Raw genomic sequence first — 23,849 nt, 5'->3', positions numbered from 1 at the left:
AGGCCGTATTTCCAGCGCTCGGTGACGTCGATGGCCTGTTTCTCGAACAGTCGGAAGACCTGCGAAGGCACCTCGTTGAGGACCTCGCCCTCCTGGTCGACGAACTGCACGATATTCTCGGTGGCCGCCGAGAACAGGCGGGTGGCGCGGTCATCCTCGACCTCGAACATCCGCGAATAGTCGGGCAGCCCGAAAGCCGACGCGGCACGCACCTGGGCGCGCCACATGATGCGCGCCGTCGCCGCCTGCATGTCGCAGAACTGGCCGAAACTGCGCAAGGCGCCGGTCGCCATGTTGATCGTTTCGGAACGGCGCTGGCGTCCTTCGCCCGAGCCGCTTTCCTGGCTGCCACGGCCATTCGATTTCTGTCCTCTGATCTGCTGTCCTTGCTCTCTGTCCTGTCCTTTTTCCGATCTTTCGCTGCCACCCCGTTCGGCCTTCATGCCGCTGGATTCCCTTGCTTCGGACTGCTGTCCGGCCCGGCCCGGCGGATGCCGTTCCGACGATTTCTCGCTTCCTGTTCTTGCTTGCGCCATGTCGATCTCCTGAATGAGTTGAATAGGGATAAGCCGCGCCGCAACACGGCGTCTCGTTACGCAGCAACTATGGGGCCCGCCGGCGACGACCGCCCGCCTCGGGGCGGCCGCGGCGGCGGGGCACGGTAAAAATTGCAGGAGCTGGTGAAATCTACACGGCGCACCGGCCCCCGTGCCAACCGGCTCAGGACAGACTCGGCATCAGCATTGCTTGCAAATGTGAAGGTAAGGGACCGGTGGCCCGTGCACGTGACTCCGTACAGGCCCATTTGCCGAGGAGCGAGACCAATGCTGACTGACCGACCGGGCGCGGCGCCATGAATTCCCTCGCCGATCCCGTGCTGCTGAGCCGCCTGCAGTTCGCCGCCAACATGAGTTTCCACATCCTGTTTCCGGCGATCAGCATCGCGCTGGCCTGGGTGCTGCTCTATTTCAAGCTGCGCCACGGCCGCAGCGGCGACGGCGCGTGGATGGACGCCTACCGCTTCTGGGTCAAGATCTTCGCGCTGAGCTTCGCCATCGGCGTGGTCAGCGGCATCACCATGAGTTTCCAGTTCGGCACCAACTGGCCGGGCTACATGAACACGGTCGGCAACGTCGCCGGCCCGTTGCTCGCCTACGAGGTGCTGACCGCCTTCTTCCTCGAAGCCTCCTTCCTCGGCATCATGCTGTTCGGTGCCGGCCGGGTCAGCCGCCGCATCCATACGCTGGCCACCTTGCTGGTCGCCGTCGGCACCACGCTGTCGGCCTTCTGGATTCTCGCCCTCAATTCGTGGATGCAGACGCCCACCGGCTTCACCATGGTAGATGGCCAGGCGCATCCGACCGATTGGCTGGCCGTGCTGTTCAGCCCGTCCTTTCCCTACCGCTTCGTGCACATGCTGACCGCCTCCGGGCTGGTCACCGCCTTCCTGATCGCCGGCATCTCGGCCTGGCGCTGGCGGCGCGGCGATCAGGGCAGCGACGTGCGCGCCGCCCTGGCCAGCGCGGTCGGCCTGGCCGCGCTGCTCGCACCGCTGCAGATCGCGGTCGGCGACCTGCACGGCATCAACACCTTCCACCACCAGCCGTCCAAGCTGGCGGCCATGGAAGGGCTGTGGGATACGCAGCGCGCAGCGCCCGCCGTGCTCTTCGCCATTCCCGACGAGGCGGCGCAGGCCAACCGCTACGAAATCGCCATCCCCGGCCTGGCCTCGCTCTACCTCGGCCATACGACGGATACCGAGGTGCGCGGCCTCAAGGAATTTCCCGGCGCCCATCCGCCAGTCGCCCCGGTGTTCTGGGCCTTTCGTCTGATGGTCGGCATCGGCCTGCTGATGCTCGTCGTCTCGTGGAGCGCACTGTGGCAACTGCGCCGGCACGGCCAACCGGGGCCGCTGGTCGGCCGTGCCCTGGTGGCGATGACCTTTTCCGGCTGGCTGGCCTTGCTCGCCGGCTGGTACGTCACCGAAATCGGCCGCCAACCCTGGCTGGTGCAGGGCGTGCTGACCACCGCCGCGGCTGCCGGGCCGGTGCCGGCGGACACCGTGACGCTCAGCCTGGCTATGTACCTGGGGCTCTACGTCCTGCTGCTCTCCTCCTTCGTCGGCGTCCTTTTCCATCTGGCCCGCCAGGCCGGCCCCGGCCATCCGGTCCCGCCGCTCAACCCGGACCTCGATCCCTTCCGCGCCGAAGCCCGCCATGCCGGGGAGCACGGCCATGCCTGACCTCACCCAGCCGGCCGGCTGGCTGCCCCTGGCTTTCATGATCATCATGGGGCTGGCCATCCTGATCTACGTCGTGCTCGACGGCTACGACCTCGGCGTCGGCATGCTGCTGGTGCTGGCCGATGACGCCGAAGAGCGCGACCTGATGGTCGCCTCCATCGGCCCCTTCTGGGATGCCAACGAAACCTGGCTGGTGCTCGGCATCGGCGTGCTGCTCACGGCTTTTCCGCTCGCCCACGGCGTCATCCTCGGCGCCCTCTACCTGCCGGTGGCGGCCATGCTGGCCGGGCTGATCCTGCGCGGCGTCGCCTTCGACTTCCGGATCAAGGCCCAGGATCGCCACCGGCAGTGGTGGAACCGCGCCTTCTTCGTCGGCTCGCTGCTCGCCGCCCTGGCCCAGGGCTACATGCTCGGCCTGTTCATCCTCGGCTTCGCGCGCACGCCGGGCAACGTGCTGTTCGCGGCGCTGATCGGCCTCGGCCTGGCCGCCGGCTACTGCCTGCTCGGCGCCGGCTGGCTGCTGCTCAAGTGCGAGGGAACGCTGCAGCAACGGGCAGCAACCTGGGGCTGGTGGGCACTGTGGCTGACCGCGCTGGGCATCGCCGGGGTGTCGCTGGCGACGCCGCTGCTCAGCCCGGACATCTTCGCCCGATGGTTCGCCGTCCCCAACGTCTTCCTGCTGGCGCCGTTCCCGATCATCACCGCCGTCCTCTTCGCCGTTGCCGCCGTCGCCCTGCGCCGCCTGCCAGCGCAACTGGACGCCGGCGACGAGGGCGGCACCTGGCTGCCCTTCGCCGCCGCCATCGCCATTTTCGTGCTCGCCTTCCACGGCCTGGCCTACAGCCTGTTTCCCTGGGTCGTCCCGCAGCGCCTCGATATCTGGCAGGCCGCCGCCGACCCCGAGTCGCTGGCCGTCATCTTCGCCGGCGTGGCCTTCGTCCTGCCCCTGATCCTCGCCTATACCGTCTTCGCCTATTGGGTGTTCCGCGGCAAGGCCACCCACCTCGGCTACGGCTGAACGACGGAGCACGGTCCGCGGAATCCGCGCAAGATCATGTCCAATCTCGATCTCTCCTGGCTGAGCGTCCTCTCCTTCGGCTTCGCCGCCATCGCCGGCGCCTGTTTCGTGACTTTCGCCCAGCGCTGGTCGCCGCAGACCGGCCAGTCTTTCGGCCGGCTGCTGGCCGCCAGCATCGTCATCGCCTTCGGCTGGTGGAGCGCCGTGCTGCTCAGCCAGCTCGCCCTGTCGTCGCTGCCCCCCACGCTCGGCGAACTCGACGCCGCGCTGCTCGCCGTGCCGCCCCTGGTCGGCGGCATCATGGCCGCGCTGTTGCTGGAGACCTCGCGCCAGCCGCTGCGCCGCGTGCTCGGCGCGGCCGGGGCGCTGACCGCGGCGGCCCTGCTGCCGCCGGCCAGCATCGCCCAGGTCACCCCGTTCGGCATGCTGTGGCCGCTCCTGCTGCTCGCCGCCGGCCTCGTCTTCGTCTGCCTGTTTCCCGCCCTGATGCTGATTTCGCCGGAAAGCCCCTCGGCCTGGCGCAATGTCGGGGCGCTGCTGCTGCTCGCCGTCGGTATCCTGCTGCCGCAGATTTTCCGCCTGGCCTGGTGGCCGGCCGACCACGGCACCGCGGTAGTAGACGAGTCGGCGTGGCTGAGCCGGGTGGTCGTACTCGATACCGGCGCCACCATCGCGCTGTTCATGCTCATCCAGCGCCTGCTCGGCCGCGACAGCCAGTTGCGCGACGCCGCCTCGCCCGAGGCCGAGCTGGCCGCCCGCCTGCAGGCCGCCAGTGTCGAAAAGGATAGTCTGGTGCACTACCAAGAACGGCGCTGCGAACACATCATACAGAGCGCCGACGTCGGCATTTTCGAGTGGGAAATCAGAACCGGCACCCTCAGCCTGGGCGGCACCTGGGCCAGCATGCTCGATTACGAGGACGAGCAAGCGACCCAGTTGAGCCGGATACCCGATCCCTGGCGCCAGCTGTGCCATCCGCACGAGACGGCCCTGGCGCAGCGCCTGCTGCGCCAGCTGGCGCGCGGCCAGCGCGAGCAGGCGCTGTGCGAACTGCGCCTGCGCTCGGCCCGGAACAGCTGGCACTGGGTCATGGTCAATGCCCGGGTCGTCGAGCACTTCCCCGATGGTCGTCCGCAGCGGGTCCTCGGCACGCTGGTCGACATCGACCGCCTGAAGCGCGCCGAATACGCGCTGCTCGCCGAGCGCCGGCTGTTCGCCAGCGGGCCGGTCATCGTCCTCACCTTCGAGGCGGTGCCACCACATCGCCTGCGCCACGCCTCGTCCAACCTGCCCGATGCGCGCGGCTATCCGGAACAGCACCAGCCGCTCGGCGAACCGCTCGCCGCGCTGTTCCACCGCGACGATGCCGATGGCCTGGCCGAGCTGATGGTCCGCGTCGTCGACCAGCCGGGGGTACCGGTCCAGCGCGAGGTGCGCGTCGTGCGCGCCGACAACTCGTGGCGGTGGTACGTGCTGCACGTCGTGGCCGACCGGCCCGAGGCATCCGCGTTACGCGCCTACCTGGTCGACATCAACCGCCTCAAGGAAGCCGAATCGAACATCGCCGCCCACAATCTGACCCTGCAGGGCATGGTCCAGAAAATGGCCGCGACCCAGCACTTCATGCAGACCCTGCAGCAATTCACCGAGCTGCTGCAGGTCTGCGAAAACGAGGCCGAGAGCCGGCAGATCATCACCCAGGGCGGGCCGCAGCTTTTCCCGGACTGGAGCGGCGCGCTGACCGTGGCCGGGGTCAGCGGCCTGATGGAAGTCATCGCCAGCTGGGGCGAGCCGTTCACCTCCGAACGCACCGAGGAGACCGATTGCTGGGCCGTGCGCCGCGGCCACCTGCACCAGTCAAATGCCGATTCCTCGGCGCTGTCGCCGGTGTGCGGCCATTTCGGTGCCGGGCCCACGCTGCCTCCGGGCATCCAGCATGCCATCTGCGCGCCGCTGCTGAAGAGCTTCGAACGCCCCGGCGTGCTCCATCTCATCGCACACCGCAAGATGAACAGCGACGAACTGAGCGCCATCACCTGGGGCGCCGAACTGTTCGCCGACGCCCTCAAGCTGTCGCTGGGCAACCTGCGCCTGCGCGCCTCGCTGCGCGAGCAGGCGGTGCACGACGTGATGACCGACCTGTTCAACCGCCGCTATTTCGACGAAGTGCTCCACCGTGAGGTCAGCCGCTCGGAACGGACCGGCGAGGGCCTGATCCTGGGCATCATCGATATCGACCACTTCAAGTCTTTCAACGACAGCTTCGGCCATGACGCAGGCGACCGGGTGCTGCGCACCGTCGCCGAGCAGCTGCAGGACTTCGTGCGCGCCTACGACATCGCCTGCCGGGTCGGTGGCGAGGAACTGGCGGTGATCATGCCGCGGGCGCACATCGAAGAAGGCTTCGCCCGCCTCGACCAATTGCGCCAGGAAATCCGCGGCCACCGCCTGACCCACAACGGCGTGCGCCTGCCCGCTATCACCGTGTCGATCGGCATCGCCGAACTCGACGGCAATTCGGCCGACAGCCTGCTAAGGCGGGCCGACGCGGCGCTCTACGCCGCCAAGCACGAAGGCCGCGACCGCGTCATGCGCTGGGACCCGAGCATGGACCTCGCCTTCTCCAGCGCCCTGGCCCAGGGCGAACGGCGGCCGACCCGGCATTAGGGGACCCGGGCATGAATTACCCCTGTCTGGATCGAGTGCTATCGACACGGAAAGCGGCCAGCCGGCCTGTTAATCGATGCGTGTGGCATGCCGAAAACTAAGCAATACACTGTATTTATATTGCAATGCACAAAACCTATGATCAGCCCGAAAGCACTACCGAAGACCAAAAATTGCGAGGTAAATTCAATGCATGATCAGACTTCAACACTTGCATTCGATGCCGAATTTGTCGAAGTCGGCAACAATTTATTGCGCAATGCAGCATTGCCTCTGTTTCTATCGCTGCATCATGACGGCTACCATGTCTGCATGGTCGAGAACGACGAAGGGTTTTACCAGCTTTTCAGGAGCAGCCAGAAAAGAAGCGCCGACCTCCCTTGCTGACTGAACACGGAAAGATCAAGCGCCCCGGCCCAGGGCGAACGCCGCCCGTTCAGCATCCGGAACAATGCCGCCAAAGCAAGGCCCAAACCGCCCGATTTGCCGTTCCCGCGCATATGGAATGCGGCAAATTCTTGTAGGGCAGGCGTTCAGCAAGATGGCAATTGCATGAACGGCATCAGTACAATGGCAAGCTGTCCGGTTTCACTCCCTTGCCCTATGACCGCATACCACCTTGCACAAGTTAATGTCGCGCTGGCGCGCGATGAGATGACTTCCGTGACCATGAGCGGCTTTGTCTCACGGCTCGATGAAATCAATCGCCTCGCAGAGAATGCAAAGGGCTTTGTTTGGCGGCTGATCGGCGATGGCTCTGACGCAACGAGCATCCGCGCATTTGAAGACCCCATGCTCCTCGTGAACATGAGCGTCTGGGAAGACCTGGAGTCGCTGAAGACCTATGCCTACAAGTCGGCCCATGTCGAACTCATCCGTGATCGCGATGCCTGGTTCCACAAGTTGCCTGAGGCGCATCAGGCGCTGTGGTGGGTCCCGGCGGGTCATATCCCGACCATATACGAGGCGAAGGCCAAGCTTGAGCACATCAGGGCGCATGGGCCATCGCCCGTGGCATTCACCTTTGCCAAGTCATTTCCGCATCCTGGCGCCCACGCCGATGCGCACTGTGCCTGATCCGTCGTTGGATATCCTCCGCGGCTTCGTCGCTCCGGCGGCCCCTGAACTGGCTCGCCAGGCGTAACAGTGCGTCGCTGGCCCCGGACTCTGCTCGCATTCGCCGCCGTCGCTGGCGGCGTTCTCGGTTGGGGCTACTGGTATGCGCTGCATCACGCTGCGATTCACATCCGCGTTGACGATTACGCGCTGAAGACCCAAAACCAGTTGTACGGGGTACCCCACGACGTGTCGCTCACACTGCGCGATGCAGCCGGCTCGCCGCTGGCCGCTGCACACTCGGTCGAGCCCCTGGGCTACATCTTGCCTGTTCATCCCGGCGCCGAGGTTGGCGACTGCCGGCAGTACGAGCGCTCGCCATCGGAGTATGCAGCCTGCTACAACCGTCATTCGCAATGGTCATCAACCTGGGCGCCGCATGTCCAAGTCGCCGATCTCGTTGTCGGTCCCTGCCAGTTACGCGCCGTGCCAGTGGCTGTCTATCAGTCGAATAGCGAATGGCCGCTATGGTGGGTTCCGCTTCCCCACGTCGGCGGACTGCCGAGCCATTATTACTCGTTCAGCATCGCAATCGACAGTCAAGCCTGTGCCCCTGTGTCATCTCCAAACTAGGCGGCCGAATGAAGCGTCATTTCAACACCGAAGTACAAAAACCATCGGTGTGCTTGGCCTGGCCATAAGCACCCGGGGACAGGCCACGGTTTCATACAAGGCCGGGAATTCAGACGTTATGCGTCAAACAGCCGCTCTCTCTTGAGATTTGCATGCCAAAACGATTCCTCATCGCGGTTTTGTCATTCGTCACCGTCTTTGCCTTGGCTCAACCGGCCCTCAGTGTTCAGCCGGAAACCGCGCCCCAGCTCGAATCGCCGACGCGCGGCATTCCTGCCTATCGCTCCCGATTCAATCGCACCGAACCGATCATCGCCGTTGTTGCCGAAAACACCTTCACCGAGCTGACAGACTACGTCGTTCCCTATGGAGTGCTTGCGGAATCCGGGGTTGCCCAGGTCTTCGCCCTTGCGACCAAGGAGGGGCCAATCCAGATGTTTCCGGCGCTCCGGGTGCAGCCGCAAGCCACGATCGCAGAATTCGACAAGCGTTTCCCTGACGGCGCGGATTACGTTGTTGTTCCCGCGGTACATCGCACCGAGGACGCGGCTCTGATTGCCTGGGTTACAGCACAGGCCAGGAAAGGCGCGATCATTGTCGGCGTGTGCGACGGTGTATGGGTAGTTGCCAACGCCGGCCTTCTTGCGGGGCGACGCGCCGTCGGTCACTGGTATTCCTTTGACGATCTTGCCAGCAAGTTTCCAAAAACGAAGTTCGTTCGAAACACGCGCTATATCGCCGATGGACCGGTCATCACGACGACCGGGGTGACGGCCTCCATCCCTGTTTCCATCGCGCTCGTTGAAGCTATCGCCGGCCGGGATCGCGCCGCCGCGCTTGCGCAGACCATGGGGATCAAGGATTGGAGCGCATCACACCAGAGTGACAATTTCAAATTAACTTCCCGCCACGCGCTCACCGCCGCTGGCAACTGGATTTCTTTTTGGTCGCATGAGGATGTCGCCATTCCAGTCGCCCCGGGTGTCGACGAAATCAAACTGGCACTTGTCGCCGATGCCTATTCACGCACGTACCGCTCGACAGCCTTCTCGCTTGCCGCTACAACCGGCCCCATAACCACCCGGCGCGGGCTGGTCGTATTTCCCGACAAGATTTCACCACTTCAAACAGCCAATCGGACAATCGATTTGCCAGGCAACGTTCCGCCAGTCGCTGCGCTTGATTTCGCGCTGCTGGCCATTGAAAAATCGTACGGTGCTGCCACCGCCAGTTTCGTTGCCTTGCAAATTGAGCACCATCGACCGTAGCAATAGGGGCCGATTCTGAGGCTTTCCCGCTGGGACAGACACGATTTCATGGATTCTGTTACAAATCGTGCCCTGCTTCCCGCCGTAGCAGGGCAGTTCACTCAATGCATGTGCTGTTGCCGATGCCACTGCACGAACTGCGATGCCGGCAAAGGCTGGCTGAACAAATACCCCTGCGCCTGGGTGCAGCCATGCTCCTGCAAGTACTGCAGCGTATCTTTCGACTCGATCCCCTCGCCGATCACATCCAGCTTCAAACTGCGTCCGAGCGCGATGATCGCCTCGGTCACGGCTCGGCTTGCCTGATCGCTTTCGATATTGCGCACGAAGGATTGGTCGACTTTCAGCTTGTCGAGCGGCAGGCTCGATAGCCGGCTCAGACTTGAATAACCGGTCCCGAAGTCGTCGAGCGCCACTTTGATCCCCAGTGCCTTGATCCTGCCCAAGATGGCGATCGCCTCATCGATGCTTTCCATGACGGTACTTTCGGTGATTTCGAGCTGGAGGCCGGTTGGATCGACACCGCTATCGGTAAGGATGCTGCCGAGCTTTTCCGCGAAGTCGTGTTGCCGGAACTGAAGCGGGGAAACGTTGATCGCGATGGCGACGCACAATCCTTCCGCCAGCCAGGCATCGTGCTGGCGACACGCCTCGCGCAGGACCCAGTCACCGATTTCCCCGATCAAGCCGGCAGCCTCGGCGATCGGAATGAAGGTTGCGGGTCCGGGCGGAGCACCCCCGTTATCGGCGATGCGAACCAGTGCTTCGGCACCGATCAACTGGCCGCTGCCGATGTCGACCACGGGCTGATAGTGCAGCGCCAGCCGACCATGTTTGAGCACATGCTTGAGCCTCGCCTCTATCGTATAGGCCTCGTCGGCCCGACGATCAAGGTCAGGATTGTAGAAGCGATAGCCCGCGCGGCCCGATTGTTTGGCCTGGTACATCGCCAGGTCCGCCGCGTGGATCAGGGCACCGACATCGGAGGCATGCTCCGGGTAATAGCTGATCCCGATCGAAGGCGATAACGACAGTTCCAGAGGGTCGATCCGGAAAGGCTGGCCGATGCGGTCGAGGACGTTTTGAGCGACGACGGCGGCGCGGCGGCGGTTGATGTCGAGATTGGGCAGCAGAATGACGAATTCGTCCCCACCCAAACGCCCGACGAGGTCTTCGTTCCGCGTGCAGGCAACCAGTCGCTTTCCGACTTCCTGCAACACCTGGTCGCCGACATTGTGACCGTAGATGTCGTTGATCGGCTTGAAGCGATCGAGGTCGATGAACAGCAGCGCACCGTGCATGTGCTTGCGCTGGATGCCGGCGAGCAGGCGGCTGCCGTACTCGAAAACGAGGGCGCGGTTCGGCAGATCGGTCAGCGGATCGTGCAATGCGGCGTGTCGAATGCGCAGTTCGGCCAGCTTGCGTTCGGTGATGTCGGTATGGGTGCCAATCAGCCGGAGGGCTCGTCCGTCCGCATCACGGCCTGCCACGACGGCCTGCGAGAAGTTCCAACGCCAGTCGCCCGATTTGGTCCGTATCCTGGCCTCGAAACTGCACTTGTCACCGTTCCCTGCAACCACGGCCGCAATCCGCTCGGGAAGGCCCGCAGCGTCCTCGGGATGAACGATGGCGAACCAGTCCTCGATGCTTTTCAGTTCGCCCGGCGCATAACCGGCCATCGTGTAGAGCTTGTCTTCTCCTTTGATGATGCCGCTTGCCACCTCCATTTCCCAAACCGCCGAGTCGCCAGCAATCAGGGCCAAGGCTAGACGGCGCTCGCTGTCCAGTAGAGCGTCACGGGTGCGCCTGACCTCCGTGACATCGCGAAAAACGATGGCGAAGCGGCCGGGCGTTGGCCGAAAGCAGGTCACGTCGTAGAAGCGCTGCGTATCGGCGTTGCTGTCCTCCAGATGAACGGATCGGCCCGTTTTCGCTACCGAATCGAAGGCTCCCAGCCAGTGCCATTCCAATCGGGGCAGAAATTCCTTCGCCTGGCGGCCGACAATGCTGCAGGGCAGTCCCGTTTCCCGATAAAAGGCCTCGTTCGCCTCCAGCCAAACAAAATCCACCGGTATTCCGTGTTCGTCGTGGATCATCTCGCCCAAGGCAAACGCCTCAGCCATGTTGGCGAACAGGGTGCGGTATTTTTCTTCGCTTTCCCGCAGCCGTTGTTCCGCCTCCTTGCGGGCCGAAATGTCCTCGGCGGCACCGAACCATTCGATGATTTCGCCGTCGGCGTTGCGGACCGGCACGGCACGCGAGGATGTCCAGCCCAAACTGCCATCTACTCGGCGAACCTGGTGTTCGAATTCAAAAACAGTCCCTGTCTGCAAGGCACCTTTGATTGCTTCCTGCACGCGAGGCTGGCCGTCCGGATGAATGTATTCGTGCAGCCAATTGCGATTCGGCTCTTCGGTGTCGGTAATGAAGTCGCCGCCCCGAAGTTGGCGCATTTCGCTCCAGTCCGGGCTCATCCGGTAGAGGACCTGGGAACTGGCCAGGATCAGGGCGCGATATCGTGCCTCGCTCTCGCGTAGCTGCTTGGCCGCTTCGCGCGCATGAAGGAACATCTCGACCTCGAATTCCTTGATCTGCACGTTGATCGATTGGGTGTCGACAGCCTGCGCAAAATGCTCCTTCATGCGGACGAAATCCGTCACGTCCTCGACACGGTGGACGATGTAGGCAAGCTCGCCGTCAGCGGCGAAAACAGGTGAATTGACCGGACTCCAGTAACGCTCCTCACAACCGCCTCCCTGCTCGGCAGGCTGGTGGACCGCGTACTTCTGGATCGGCATTGTGTCCGGCGCACGGGTCACCAGGACCCGACGGAGGGAAGCCATCAGCGCCCGGACGGCGATAGCGTCCGGGTTCTGCGGCTTGTCGGGAAAGACATCAAACAGCGGTCGGCCAACGATGTCCTCGCGGCGGGTAAAGGTAGCGCGCAAGTAGGCATCATTGACCGCAACAATGGTGAAATCCTTGGCGAGGATCAGGTACGCCGAAGGCTTGGTATCGAAGATCCTCAGAATCTCTTCGGAAGAACGCAAGAATTGCGACGGGAAACGAGCTCGAGGTTGGTCCATGACTCAGCAGCCATAAGCCAAATCAGACAGAGAAAATTGCCTCTCGTTCCAGGCGGCGTGAATCCCGGGTGGAAAGCGCCCGGCGCCAGCCGAGCGGATCGGGAGCAGAGCGCCTAGCTTCACTGATAGGGCGGCCCGTGCCGCGGCCGACCGGGCATGCCGGTTGCAGCTCCATAGGACTTGGAATCTTCTACAAGGAGCCACCCATGATGCCCGCCTCGATCCCCGCCGGCATGTCGGATGTCCAGACCCTGCGCGACCGCGCCCGCCACCATATCGACGAAGGCGCCGTCACCAACGACTACCGGGCCGACCGCGAAACCGTGCTGCAACTGCTCAATACCGCGCTGGCCACCGAAATCGTCTGCAGCCTGCGCTACAAACGCCATTACCACACGGCCAAGGGCCTGACCGCCGTCAGCATCGCCCAGGAATTCCTCGAGCACGCCCGCGAGGAGGAAGACCATGCCGACCGCTTCGCCGACCGCATCACCCAGCTCGGCGGCGAGCCGGATTTCTCGCCCGACACATTGACCCGGCGCAGCCATGCCGAATATGTCGAATGCGACACCATCGTCGACATGATCAAGGAAAACCTGGTCGCCGAGCGCATCGCCATCGACAGCTACAAGGAGATCGTCAATTACCTGGGAAACGACGATCCGACGACCCGCCGCCTGTTCGAGGAGGTGCTGGCCGTCGAGGAAGAGCATGCCGAGGAACTGCACACCCTGATCCACCAGATCGGCACCACCCACTACGCCGTCTGAACGGCGGGCGCCCGTGCCGACCGCCGTCAACTCCGCCAGCCCTCGCAGTCTCTTTGCGCCGGGCCGCAACTGCTGCGCGGTTGCCCATGCCCGGCGCGTCGCGCTGCTCATCGACGGCGAGGCGTATTTCGACGCCTTTCGCCGGGCGGCCGAGCAGGCCAGCCATGCCATCACCGTCCTCGCCTGGGATTTCAGCAGCAGCACGCGCCTGCATTTCGAGCACGGCTGGCACGGTCCGCCGGCCCGGCTCGGCGACTTCCTGAACTGGCTCGCCCAGCGCCGCCACACGCTGCAGATTCGCGTCCTCGACTGGGACTATCCGCTGGTCTTCGGTACCGACCGCGAGCTGCCGCCGGTCTGGGGCTTCGGCTGGCAGGCACACCACCGGGTCGAGGTGACCTACGACAACACCCATCCGGTAGGCGGTTCGCACCACCAGAAAGTGGTGGTCATCGACGACGCCATGGCCTTCGTCGGCGGCTTCGACCTCACCGACCGGCGCTGGGACACGCCGGCCCACCGCATCGACGACCGGCGCCGGCAGGCTGGCGGCTCCGCCTATCCGCCGGTCCACGACCTCATGATGGCGGTGGACGGGGACGCGGCACGCGCCTTCGGCGAACTGGCCCGCAGCCGCTGGCTGGCCGCCACCGACGAGGCGCTGCCGCCGGTTCCGCCAGGGGCCGATCCGTGGCCGTCCGGGCTGGCCGCCGATTTCGTCGACGTCGACGTGGCCATCGCCCGCACCCTGCCGCCGGGCCCCGGCCGGCCCGCCGTGCATGAAGTCGAGGCGCTCTATCTCGACATGATCGCCGCCGCCCGCCACAGCCTCTACATCGAAAACCAGTATTTCACCGCCGCCGCCATCGGCGACGCCCTGGCCGCCCGGCTGGCCGAGCCGGACGGCCCGGAAATCATCATCGTGCTGCGCCTGCTCAGCCACGGCTGGCTCGAAGAACACACCATGCACCTGCTGCGCACCGGGTTGATCCAGCGCCTGCGCGCCGCCGACCGCCACCACCGCCTGTTCATCTACTATCCACACATCGAGGGCCTCAAGGCCGGCACCTGCCTCGACATCCACGCCAAGCTGACCATCGTCGACGACGAGGTGCTGCGCATCGGCTCGGCCAACCTGTGCAACCGTTCGCTCGGCCTCGACAGCGAATGCGATGCCGCCATCGAGGCGGGCGGCCAGCCGGCGGTGGCCGCCGTCATCCGGCAAGTGCGCAACCGTCTGCTCGGCGAACACCTGGCCCAGCCGCCGGAGCGCGTCGAACAGGAAGTCCGCCGCCAGGGCAGCCTGCACGGCGCCATCGCGGCGCTGGCCGGCGGCCGCCGCACGCTCAGGCGCTTCGAAAGCCAGCCCGAATGGCCGGCGGCAGTACTCGAACTGGCCCGTCTGGCCGATCCCGAGCGCCCATTCACCAACGGCATGATCGAAAGCGCCGTGCCGGCCGATCTGGCGGCCGGCGAGGCTGCCGACTGGCGCCAGGGCGCCCGCCGCGTGCTGATCGCCCTGCTGCTGGTCGCCGGCCTGACCGGCCTGTGGCGCTTCACGCCGCTCGCCGACTACTTGCAGCCGGAGCGGATCATGGCCTGGGCGGACGCCTTCGCCGACCGGCCCTGGGCGCCGCTGGCCATCATCGTCGCCTACACGCCGGCCTGCCTGGTGCTCTTTCCGCGGCCGCTGATCACGCTCGCCGCCATCGTCGCCTTCGGGCCGCTGACCGGCGCCGCCTACGGGCTGTGCGGCCTGCTGCTCGCCGCCTTCCTGAGCTACGTCGCCGGCCGCCAGCTGCCGCGCCACACGGTACGCCACTTCACCGGCCGCCGTCTCAACCGCATGGCGGAAACCCTGCGCCGGCACGGCCTGCTCGCCGTTACCGCGCTGCGCCTGGTGCCGCTGGCCCCGTTCGCAGTGGAAGGGCTGGTCGCCGGGGCCATCCATATCCGCCTGTGGCATTTCATGCTCGGCAGCCTGCTCGGCCTGCTGCCCGGCACCTTCGTCACGGCGATCTTCGGCCGAGAAATCGGCGAGGCCCTGGCCGGCCATGCGTCGATCAACGTCGGCCTGATCGCCGGCCTGGCCGTTGCGCTGATCGTCCTCACCCTGCTCGTCCGCCGCTGGCTGTTGCTCGACAGCCGCCGTTCCGGACTGCCGCCCGCCTCATGAACCAGGACACCGAACTGGTCAGCTGGCACAACCTGGACGAACTGCTCGGCCCGGACTGCCTGCGCATCGCCTCCTACAACATCCATCGCTGCGCCGGCACCGACGGGCGCACCGATGCGGCGCGCGTCGCCGGCATCATCGACGAGATCGGCTGCGACACCATCGGCCTGCAGGAAGTGGCCAGCGACCAGGACGGCCGGCATGATTCGGTGCAACTCGACTACCTGGCCGAGAGGACGCACATGCAGGCCATTCCCGGCCACACCATCGTCAACCACACCGGCCATTTCGGCAATGCGCTGCTCACCCGGCGGCCGGTACTGGCCGTGCGCCAGCACGACCTGAGCGTTCCGCAGCGCGAACCGCGCGGCGCCATCGAGGCCGACCTCGACATAGACGGTCTGGTGGTACGCGTCTTCGTCACCCACCTCGGCCTGCGGCCGGGCGAGCGCCGCTACCAGGTGCGCAAGATGCTGGACCTGCTGCACGACGTGCCGCCCGAGCGGCCGGTGATCGTTCTCGGCGACATCAACGAATGGCTGCCGATCGGCCGGCCGCTGCGCTGGCTGCACGGCCTGCTCGGCCAGGCGCCGGCCGAGCGTTCCTTTCCGGCCCGCTGGCCGATTTTCGCGCTCGACCGCGTCTGGGTACGCCCCTACTGGGCCTTGCTCGCTTTCGGCACGCACCGGACGGCCGGCGCGCGCATTGCATCCGACCACCTGCCGGTCAAGGCGATCATTGCCGCCAAGGTCGGCGCGGAGCGGGACGGCGGCGTGCATCGCCCGAATCGGCGGCGGGTGCCGCGTACGAAGGAAAGGAACGCATTATGAGTCACCAGACAAGACCTGAACTGGACGGCCGGGTGGCCGTCGTCACCGGTGCTGCCAGCGGCATCGGCAAGGCCATCGCCACGACGCTGGCACGGGCCGGCGCCGCCGTCGCCATCGCCGATCTCGACCTCAACGGCGCGCGCGCCGTGGCCGGCGATATCGAACTCGAGGGCGGCCGGGCGATGGGCGTCAAGATGGACGTGGCCGACGAAGCCGGGGTGGACCGGAATTTCGATGCCGTTGCCGCCAAGTTTGGTGGCATCGACATCCTGATTTCCAATGCCGGCATCCAGATCGTCAATCCCATTGAAAACTTTTCCTTTGCCGACTGGCGCAAAGTTCTCGCCGTCCATCTCGACGGCGCCTTCCTGACTACCCGCGCCGCATTGCGCTACATGTACCGGCACGAGGCGCGCGGCGGGGTGATCATCTATACCGGCTCGGTGCATTCGCACGAGGCCTCGCCGCTCAAGTCGGCCTATGTCGCCGCCAAGCACGGCCTGCTCGGCCTGGCCCGCGTGGTTGCCAAGGAAGGAGCAGCCCACGGCGTGCGCTCGCATGTCGTCTGTCCCGGCTTCGTGCGCACGCCGCTGGTCGACAAGCAGATCCCCGAGCAGGCCAGGGAAAAGGGCATCAGCGAGAGCGAGGTGATCAGCAAGGTGATGCTGGGCGAGACGGTGGACGGCCAGTTCACCACCGTCGACGAGGTAGCGCAAACCGTGCTGTTCCTGGCCGCCTTCCCGAGCGCCGCGCTGACCGGCCAGTCCATCATCGTCAGCCACGGCTGGCATATGCAGTGAGCCGGGCGATGGAGGAGCGGCCGCTGACCGTCGTCGCCGAGGCCGCGCCGGGCGGGCACACCCTGCGCGCGCCGCCGACGCCTGAGCCGGAAGAAAGGCCGCCCCGACGCAAGCTGCCCTATCCGGTGATCGCCCTTGTGCTGCAGGGCGGCGGCGCCCTCGGCGCCTACCAAGCCGGGGTCTTCCAGGGTCTCGACGAGGCCGGCATCACGCCCAACTGGGTGACCGGCATCTCGATCGGCGCCTTCAATACCGCGATCATCGCCGGCAACGCGCCGGCCGAGCGGACGGTGCGCCTGCGCGAGTTCTGGGAGACGATCTGCCGTTCCCCGGCCTGGATGCGGCCGATGGACGACATGATTGACACCTGGGTGGCCCGCCTGGGCGGCGAAACGCGCAAGAGCTTCAGCGCCTTCGAGGCCTGGCAGGCCATCTGCCAGGGCCAGACCGGCTTCTTCCTGCCACGCCTGCCGCCGCCCTGGCTGTCCCTCGAGCAGCCGCCCGAGAAGGTCAGCTACTACGACACGGCGCCGATGAAGGCGACGCTCGAACAACTCGTCGATTTCGAGCGGATCAACGCCGGCGAAACGCGCGTCACGGTCAGTGCGGTCAATGTGCGCACCGGCAATTTCGAATATTTCGACAACAGCAGCGGCCACTGGAAAGGCCGCCTGCGGGCCGAGCACTTCATGGCCTCGGGCGCGCTGCCGCCGGCCTTTCCGCCGGTCGAGATCGACGGCGAGTTCTACTGGGACGGCGCCCTGGTTTCCAACACGCCGCTGCTCAAGGTGCTCACCACCTGGCCGCGCCCCGACACGCTGGCCTTCCAGGTCGACCTGTGGAGCGCCCGCGGCATCGTGCCCAACAACATCTGGGACGCCCAGGAACGCCTCAAGGACATCCAGTTCTCCAGCCGGACGCGGGCCATCACCGACCTGCTGTCACGCGAACAGCACGTCCGCCACCTGGTGCGCCAGCTGCTCCACCACATTCCCGACGAGCGCCGGTGCTCCGATCCGGTGTGCAAGGAAGCCCGGCTGTGGGCCAGCGACCGCCGGGTCAACGTCATCCACCTGATCTACCGCGACAAGGAATGGGACGGCATGGCCAAGGACTACGAGTTCGGCGCCCTGACCATGCGCGACCACTGGGCCTGCGGCCTCGACGACATGCGCCGCACGCTGCGCCACGAAGACTGGCTGGACCTGCCCGGCCCGGGGCGCGATTTCGTCACCCACGACCTGCACAGTGCCGGCGACGACGGCGCCGAAGGCTGAGCGGGACCGCTCATTCCTCGCCACCCGGCCGCGAGCGGCGGTAGTAGCGCTGCATCAGCGGCGTCGCCGTCAGGCCGTGCACCACGATGGAGACGGCGGTGACCAGCAGCACCGTGGATACCAGGCGGTCGGCCGGCGGCCCGACCAGGCCGGATTGCAGCACGAAGGCGAGGTAGTACAGCGAGCCGATGCCGCGGATGCCGAACCAGGCGATCAGCCGGCGCTGCTCGGCCAGGCAGCCGGTACCGACCAGCGCCAGACCCACCGCCAACGGGCGAGCGATCAGGAACAGGAAGACCGCCAGCGCCAGGTCCCGGATATCCGGCTCGATGCTGGCAAGCAGGCCGCCGAGCACCATGACCAGGAACAGTTCGGCAATGTGTTCGGCCTGCGTGTTGAAGGTGAGCAGCGAGTGCGTGATGTGGGCGGCGGCCCGCTCGGGGTCGATGGCGGCGGCCTTGTCGTCGATGGAGACCCCTTCCGGATTGACGCCGCCGCCCACCGAGATGCGCCGCTCGATATGGCGCAGCGCCAGCCCGGCGGCGAAAACGGCGAGAAATTCCGAGGCGAGCAGTTGTCCGGCGATGCCGAAAGCCAGGCCGATGACGCCGAAGCCCAGGAATTCGTCGAAGCCGGTGGCCAGGCGACGGCGGCGCATCTGCAGCACCAGACGCCCGACCAGCCAGCCGATGGCCCAGCCGACGGCGAAACCGCCAAGCATGAACCACAGCACCTCGACCACCAGCCAGTGCCAACCGAAAGCGCCCAGGTCGTGCCGGCCGAGCAGGCCCAGCCCGAGCAGCACGGCGGGCAGGGCGACGGCATCGTTGATGCCGCCTTCGGCGGTCAGCCCGAAGCGCACCTGGTCGCGGTCGCCGGGGCGGGCGACGTGGACGTCGGCGCCGAGCACCGGGTCGGTCGGCGACAGGATCGCCGCCAGGACCAGCGCCATTCCCGCGGAAAGGCCATAGAGCCACCACGCGGCGCCGGCAAAGAACAGGATGGTCAGCACCAGGGCGGGCAGGGCGAGGCGCAGGGGCACGCGCCAGGCATGGGCGGTCATCGGTACGCGCAACTTGAGACCGACCGCGAACAGCGAGATGGCAATGGCGATTTCGGACAGGCCACGGAGCAGGGCGGCGTCGATGATCGGATCGAGTTCGTGCAGGCCACCGCGGCTGATGGCATAGCCGGCAGCCAGGTAGAGGATGGCGGGTGTCACCGGCAGGCGCTCGACGAGGCTGCCGGTCAGCGCCATTGAGACCAGGACAGCACCGATCACGATGCACCAGATGTCGAGCGGACTCATCTCGACAGGGTAGTCGCCCGCCGGGGCAGGGTCAATTGATGGGCAGGGCGGCGGCGTCCGTGCTCACCGTCACCGACACCTCCATGCCGAGGTAATCGGCCGGCGCCCCGGTCCAGGCGCCGGTCAGCGGCATGGCCTGCTGCGGATCGCGGGCGACCGCGACGCGGATCAGGTTGCGGCCGCCGACGCCGCCGCTGGTCGGGTCGAATTCGACCCAGCCGGCACCCGGCAGATAGATTTGCACCCAGGCGTGGGTTGTCCCGCCGGGCGTGCCGCCGGCCGCCGGATCGCGTTCCGGGTCGTACTGGTAGCCGCTGACGAAGCGGGCGGCGAACCCCAGGCTGCGCGCCGCCTCGATCATCAGCAAGGCGAAGTCGCGGCAACTGCCCTGGCGCCGGGCCAGCGTCTCGGCCGGCGTCTGCGTGCCCTCGGCGTCGCGCCCCTGGTAGGCGAAATCGTCGTGGATCGCCCGCATCAGGCGTTCGAGCATGGGCTGCGTCTCGACCAGGCCGCCGTCCCCGGACGGCCGGGCGAACTGTTTGGCCCAGGTGTCGACCCGATGCTCTGGATCGGGATAGTGGCGTTCTATGGTCCGTCCGAGGTCGGGAATCTCGTCGGCCGAGTAGCTGAACGGATAGCTGCGGGCGTAGTCCTCGATGGGAAAGTCGGGCGTGTCGACGGCGTAGTGCTCGAGCCGGATGTCGCTCTGGAAGCGGAGTTCGGCAGCCGGTGCGGCGAATTCGGCGAGCGCCACCGAATTGCCGAACACGTCGTGCAGCCAGCGCAGCGAAGCGGCCGGCGGGCTGATGGTCAGCGCCGTGTCGAGCAGGCGCAGGTCATGGCTGTCACGCGGCCGGAACATCAGGCGATGGGTGCCGAGGATGACCGGCCGCGCATAGCGGTAGACGGTCACGTGGCGGATGGCGAACATGCCGGAGAGGCTTTCCACTGCCTGCCGGCACGCCGCCGGCTAATCCCGGACTGGGCCGGCCGCACCGGTCGGGCGGGATTTGCCGGCGGAGCGCTGCAGGTAGCTGTCGATATTGCGCTGATAGGCGGGATCGCTGACGTCCGGCCATTTGCCGGCATCGAAGCCTTGCGACATGTCGAGGTCGTTGCGGCCCACCTTCAGCAGAATGTCCTTGCTGCGATCGTTGGGGAAATTGAAGGTGTGCAGCGTGACCGGCACCAGCTTGTCGTTCGGGCTCCAGGCCTTGTCGAGATCGAAAATGGCGTAATGCACCCGGGCATTGCCCATGTTGACCACCAGATCCTTCAATTCGCCGGCGTGGTGGCCTTCGCTATCGTCGACATTCTTGCCGATCAGCTCGCTGGCCCGCACCAGGCGCTGGTTGGGCATGCTTTTCGGGCTCACCGTCGGGCCGAAATAGCGATCGACATCGCCCCGGTAGCTGGACTGGTTCCAGTCCGGCCAGTTCTTGCGCTCGAAGCCCGGCGCCTTCTTCAGGCGCTCCTCGTCGACATTGAGCACCAGTTCGTCGTTGCGTCCCGGTGCCTGCTGGAACAGGGATAGCGGATAGGTGAACAGCTTCTGACCCAGGCCGAGCACACCGCCGAAGGACAGGATGGCGTAAGCCACCCGCTCGTTATTCACATCGACGATCAGGTCGTCGATCTTGCCCAGGTCCTGGTCCTGCGCGTTGCGTACCTTCATGCCGATCACCTTGCTGGCGCGCAGGTCGCGTGTCACCGCCTGGGTGGTCTGGCCGGCGGCTTCCGTCGCCGTCTTGCCGGCCGGCCGGTCAACTGCCAGCAACGGGCCGGCCAGGCTGGCGGCCAGCGCACTGGCTGCCAAGTGCAGTCCGAATCGATGGATGTTCATTGCGCTCTCCTTTGCGCGGCAGCCGCCGCTCAGCGCGGTTTGACGTGGATGTCGTTCTTCACCGACTTGACGCCTGAGACACCACGCGTCACCTCGGCGGCCCGCCGCATTTCCGACTCGGTATCGACAAAGCCGCTGAGCTGCACGACACCCTGGTAGGTCTCGACATTGACCTGCGTTACCCGAACATCCTTGGCTTCGGCCAGCGCCGCCTTGACCCGCGTCGTGATGGTGGCGTCGTCGATGTAGCTGCCGACCGATTGCTGCCGCTCCGTCGAAGATCTCATGTTCGAACAGCCGACCACGGCGGGCAGGGTCGTCATCGCCAGCACGGCGACCAGCAAGGCATTGGATATCTTCTTCATGACGTATTCTCCTAGTGATGACAGCGGCGGCACGACCTGCCAGCCGTGCCTTCCTTCATGTGGGACAGCGTGGCGCCTAGCGTCGTCGGATCATCCCGGCGACCAGCGAAATCACCGCCACGACCAGGAAGATGTAGAAAATGATCTGGGCGATGCTGGCAGCCCCGGCCGCAATGCCGCCGAAGCCGAGCAAGGCAGCGATCAGCGCGATGACGAAAAATACCGCAGCGTAATACAGCATGGATGTCTCCCTTCAACAGGACCGGTCGATCACCGTACTCATGGCAACTGCAAGACGCATACCCGACGGGCACGAAAGCTGCGCTTGCTTCAGCCAGGGCGGCGCCGGGGCGACGCCGCGCATTGCCCATATCGCAAGGAGTGACGCATGAACTTCACCACCATCCTGCTCATCGTGCTGGTGCTGCTCCTCATCGGCGCACTGCCGAGCTGGCCGTACAGCAGCTCGTGGGGCTACGCGCCGAGCGGCATCCTCGGCACCCTGCTCGTCGTTCTGGTCGTTCTCTGGCTGCTGCGCATCCTCTAGCACTCCGTTTCGTCCATGGCGAAACAGGCCACGCGCCCGCCGCGTGCAAATTTGACGTGCCCTTGTAAAAATTTCCGCTCCGGCGGTGCCCCCGAACTGTCTTGTTTTCCTCGGGAGCCGACCGCCATCCGGCTCCGCGGGCAAAAAAAAGGGCTTTCGCTTGGCGAAAGCCCTTTAGAACTGGAGGAGGAGGGCGTCGTCAGGCAAGCGTCGAGACGATTGACCTGACAAAACCGCGGAGGCCCGGTACGCATCAGAATCGACCTCGGTCGATAACGTTGCAAGAAACCGGATGTCGGCGGCCTTTGTGGCGCCCTCGATCTACTGGGTTGCAATGGCTGTGCCCGCCCCGGCCCGGCGCAGTTCGACGCTGGGAATGCGCATCAGGGTCCGGTACTTGGTCACCGTGCGCCGCGCCAGCTTCAGCCCCTGGTCGGCCAGCAGGCGTGTCAGCTGGGCGTCGGACAGCGGGTCGCCCGGCGGTTCGGCGGCGATCAGCTCCTTCATCAGGGCGCGGATGGCCAGGGCCGAGCAGGCGCCGCCGTCGTCCATGGCGAGCTGGCGGGAGAAGAAATACTTGAATTCGAACAGGCCGCGCGGCGTTGCCATGTACTTGCCGTTGGTGACGCGGCAGACGGTCGATTCGTGCAGCGCCAGCTCCTGGGCGATGTCCTTGAGGATCAGCGGTTTCATGGCCGCCTCGCCGTAGCTCAGGAAGGCCCGCTGGCGGGCGACGATGGCATTGGCGACGCGCAGCATGGTGGTGAAGCGCTGTTCGATGTTGCGCAGGAACCAGCGAGCCTCCTGCAACTGGCCGGCGAAAGAGGCATCGCAGCCGCCGCGGCGGGCGGCGAGTTCGGCGTAGTACTGGTTGATGCGCAGACGGGGCTGCACCGCCGGATTGATGGCGCACACCCAATTGCCGCGCTGCCGGCTGACCAGGATGTCGGGAATCACATAGCGCACGTCGTCCGTCCCGAAACAGCTGCCTGGCCGCGGATCGAGCTTGCGGATGAGGACCCGGGCGCTGTGCAGCGCCGCGTCGTCGCAGCCGATCAGCCGCTGCAGGCGGGCGAAATCGCGACGGGCAAGCAGGTCGAAGTGCTCGCCGACCACCTTCAGCGCCACCGGGCGGCCCGGCGTCGTCGCCGGCAGGGCACGCAGCTGCAGTTCCAGGCATTCCTGCAGCGAGCGGGCACCGATGCCGACCGGCTCGAGATGCTGTACCAGGCGCAGGGCGGCCAGGACTTCCTGCGGCTCGACCTCATACTCCGGAGAAACCAGCGCCGCCAGTTCCTCGACCGAGGATTCGAAATAGCCGGCATCGGTCAATTCGTCGATGACCAGATCAGTCAATGCCCGGTCGCGTGGACTCAGCGGGAAAAGCAGCAATTGCCGGCGCAACTGTTCGTGCATGCCGACCGGCGCCTCGGACCAACTCGTCCAGTCGCCATCCTCGTCGTTACCGGCGGCCGGCGCGCTGCTCCAGTCGCCGTCATCGGCCGCCGCCTTTTCCGGCGGGGCCGGTCCCGGGTTCTCGTCCGGGGCTTCCGCCTTGCTGCCGGTGGCCGGCGGCGGTATCACGGTATCCGCCGGCTCCTCGAGAAAGGGATTGCGGGCCAGGGCCTGCTGCACCTCTTCGGCAAATTCCAGGGAGGACAGTTGCAGCAGGCGCAAGGCCTGCTGCAACTGCGGGGTGACGGCCAGATGCTGGCGCAAGCGTAGTTCCATACCGAGGCTCATGGGGTCTCCTTAAGGCAGCCGACGCAGGCCCCGAGACTTTCCCGGCCGGATCAGGACCCCATGCAAGAGCTGCGCCAATTGCCGCCGCCCGCCGACAAGGCTGGCGGGCCGGGACGGGCGGCGGTATCGGCAAGATTTACAGGGAGCCGGTAAGAATTGCGTCGGCGCGCCATCGCCCGCGCCGATCCGGGACATGCCGGGCTTTTCCGGCATGGGCAT

The 23,849-nt window shown here is 65.8% G+C and carries 20 protein-coding genes and 1 pseudogene; 13 read left to right on the top strand and 8 right to left on the bottom strand.

What is annotated here, in order from left to right; all coding sequences use genetic code 11:
- Window positions 1–536 (bottom strand): annotated as a pseudogene (locus LZ012_RS17315) (hypothetical protein); the annotation flags it as partial.
- A gap of 317 nt (window positions 537–853) precedes the next feature.
- Between LZ012_RS17315 and LZ012_RS17310 the strand changes: the two are divergent.
- The 7 genes from LZ012_RS17310 to LZ012_RS17280 all read left to right on the top strand — a co-directional run bounded on the left by LZ012_RS17310 (window position 854) and on the right by LZ012_RS17280 (window position 8,884).
- Window positions 854–2,242 (top strand): cytochrome ubiquinol oxidase subunit I, encoded by a 1,389-nt coding sequence (locus LZ012_RS17310; RefSeq protein ID WP_275712156.1) that lies wholly within the window; start codon window positions 854–856, stop codon window positions 2,240–2,242.
- A complete protein-coding gene (locus LZ012_RS17305) occupies window positions 2,235–3,260 on the top strand; it encodes a cytochrome d ubiquinol oxidase subunit II (RefSeq protein ID WP_275712155.1) in 1,026 nt (341 codons plus the stop codon). The genes LZ012_RS17310 and LZ012_RS17305 overlap by 8 nt, the downstream gene beginning before the upstream one ends.
- Before the next feature lie 36 nt (window positions 3,261–3,296).
- On the top strand, window positions 3,297–5,927 hold the full coding sequence (locus LZ012_RS17300) for a sensor domain-containing diguanylate cyclase (RefSeq protein ID WP_275712154.1): 2,631 nt from the start codon (window positions 3,297–3,299) through the stop codon (window positions 5,925–5,927).
- A 189-nt stretch (window positions 5,928–6,116) separates the two neighbouring features.
- Window positions 6,117–6,314, top strand: coding sequence for a hypothetical protein (locus LZ012_RS17295; RefSeq protein ID WP_275712153.1), 198 nt, complete (start codon window positions 6,117–6,119; stop codon window positions 6,312–6,314).
- A gap of 165 nt (window positions 6,315–6,479) precedes the next feature.
- Window positions 6,480–7,004 carry a DUF3291 domain-containing protein gene (locus tag LZ012_RS17290; RefSeq protein ID WP_275712152.1) on the top strand — a complete coding sequence of 175 codons (525 nt, stop codon included), beginning with the start codon at window positions 6,480–6,482 and terminating at the stop codon, window positions 7,002–7,004.
- Between the two features lie 69 nt (window positions 7,005–7,073).
- A complete protein-coding gene (locus LZ012_RS17285) occupies window positions 7,074–7,616 on the top strand; it encodes a hypothetical protein (RefSeq protein ID WP_275712151.1) in 543 nt (180 codons plus the stop codon).
- Window positions 7,617–7,768: 152 nt separating this feature from the next.
- On the top strand, window positions 7,769–8,884 hold the full coding sequence (locus LZ012_RS17280) for a DJ-1/PfpI family protein (RefSeq protein ID WP_275712150.1): 1,116 nt from the start codon (window positions 7,769–7,771) through the stop codon (window positions 8,882–8,884).
- 101 nt (window positions 8,885–8,985) lie between these two features.
- Here LZ012_RS17280 and LZ012_RS17275 read toward each other — a convergent pair whose 3' ends face one another.
- Window positions 8,986–11,970, bottom strand: coding sequence for an EAL domain-containing protein (locus LZ012_RS17275; RefSeq protein ID WP_275712149.1), 2,985 nt, complete (start codon window positions 11,968–11,970; stop codon window positions 8,986–8,988).
- A 206-nt stretch (window positions 11,971–12,176) separates the two neighbouring features.
- On the opposite strand from LZ012_RS17275, the gene LZ012_RS17270 reads away from it, so the two are divergent.
- The 5 genes from LZ012_RS17270 to LZ012_RS17250 are packed head-to-tail and all read left to right on the top strand — an operon-like array spanning window position 12,177 to window position 17,823.
- Window positions 12,177–12,740, top strand: a complete 564-nt coding sequence (locus tag LZ012_RS17270; RefSeq protein ID WP_275712148.1) for a ferritin-like domain-containing protein — start codon at window positions 12,177–12,179, stop codon at window positions 12,738–12,740.
- Window positions 12,741–12,753: 13 nt separating this feature from the next.
- Window positions 12,754–14,916, top strand: a complete 2,163-nt coding sequence (locus tag LZ012_RS17265; protein ID WP_275712147.1) for a VTT domain-containing protein — start codon at window positions 12,754–12,756, stop codon at window positions 14,914–14,916.
- Window positions 14,913–15,746 (top strand): endonuclease/exonuclease/phosphatase family protein, encoded by an 834-nt coding sequence (locus tag LZ012_RS17260; protein ID WP_275712146.1) that lies wholly within the window; start codon window positions 14,913–14,915, stop codon window positions 15,744–15,746. Before LZ012_RS17265 ends, LZ012_RS17260 begins: the two co-directional genes overlap by 4 nt.
- Window positions 15,743–16,546, top strand: coding sequence for a 3-hydroxybutyrate dehydrogenase (locus tag LZ012_RS17255; RefSeq protein WP_275712145.1), 804 nt, complete (start codon window positions 15,743–15,745; stop codon window positions 16,544–16,546). Before LZ012_RS17260 ends, LZ012_RS17255 begins: the two co-directional genes overlap by 4 nt.
- Complete coding sequence (locus LZ012_RS17250; protein ID WP_275712144.1) at window positions 16,543–17,823, top strand: patatin-like phospholipase family protein; 1,281 nt, start codon at window positions 16,543–16,545, stop codon at window positions 17,821–17,823. Before LZ012_RS17255 ends, LZ012_RS17250 begins: the two co-directional genes overlap by 4 nt.
- A 10-nt stretch (window positions 17,824–17,833) precedes the next feature.
- Here LZ012_RS17250 and LZ012_RS17245 read toward each other — a convergent pair whose 3' ends face one another.
- The 5 genes from LZ012_RS17245 to LZ012_RS17225 form a co-directional block, all read right to left on the bottom strand.
- Window positions 17,834–19,132: a cation:proton antiporter gene (locus LZ012_RS17245; protein WP_275712143.1), complete on the bottom strand. Its 1,299-nt coding sequence runs from the start codon at window positions 19,130–19,132 to the stop codon at window positions 17,834–17,836.
- Window positions 19,133–19,163: 31 nt separating this feature from the next.
- Window positions 19,164–20,081, bottom strand: coding sequence for a transglutaminase family protein (locus tag LZ012_RS17240; protein WP_275712142.1), 918 nt, complete (start codon window positions 20,079–20,081; stop codon window positions 19,164–19,166).
- 21 nt (window positions 20,082–20,102) lie between these two features.
- A complete protein-coding gene (locus LZ012_RS17235) occupies window positions 20,103–20,975 on the bottom strand; it encodes a PRC-barrel domain-containing protein (protein WP_275712141.1) in 873 nt (290 codons plus the stop codon).
- A gap of 29 nt (window positions 20,976–21,004) precedes the next feature.
- On the bottom strand, window positions 21,005–21,340 hold the full coding sequence (locus LZ012_RS17230) for a BON domain-containing protein (protein WP_275712140.1): 336 nt from the start codon (window positions 21,338–21,340) through the stop codon (window positions 21,005–21,007).
- A 76-nt stretch (window positions 21,341–21,416) separates the two neighbouring features.
- Window positions 21,417–21,581: a DUF1328 domain-containing protein gene (locus LZ012_RS17225; RefSeq protein ID WP_275712139.1), complete on the bottom strand. Its 165-nt coding sequence runs from the start codon at window positions 21,579–21,581 to the stop codon at window positions 21,417–21,419.
- A gap of 147 nt (window positions 21,582–21,728) precedes the next feature.
- On the opposite strand from LZ012_RS17225, the gene LZ012_RS17220 reads away from it, so the two are divergent.
- Window positions 21,729–21,887: a DUF3309 family protein gene (locus LZ012_RS17220; protein ID WP_275712138.1), complete on the top strand. Its 159-nt coding sequence runs from the start codon at window positions 21,729–21,731 to the stop codon at window positions 21,885–21,887.
- A 321-nt stretch (window positions 21,888–22,208) separates the two neighbouring features.
- On the opposite strand, the gene LZ012_RS17215 is transcribed toward LZ012_RS17220, so the two are convergent.
- Entirely contained in the window at window positions 22,209–23,630 is a 1,422-nt protein-coding gene (locus LZ012_RS17215) for an RNA polymerase factor sigma-54 (protein ID WP_275712137.1), read from the bottom strand.
- Window positions 23,631–23,849 lie beyond the last annotated feature (219 nt).

It is taken from the genome of Dechloromonas hankyongensis, from assembly GCF_022012295.1.
Taxonomy (GTDB): domain Bacteria; phylum Pseudomonadota; class Gammaproteobacteria; order Burkholderiales; family Rhodocyclaceae; genus Azonexus; species Azonexus hankyongensis.
Note: the sequence above shows the minus strand (reverse complement) of the source record. Positions and strands in the feature narration are given on the sequence as shown.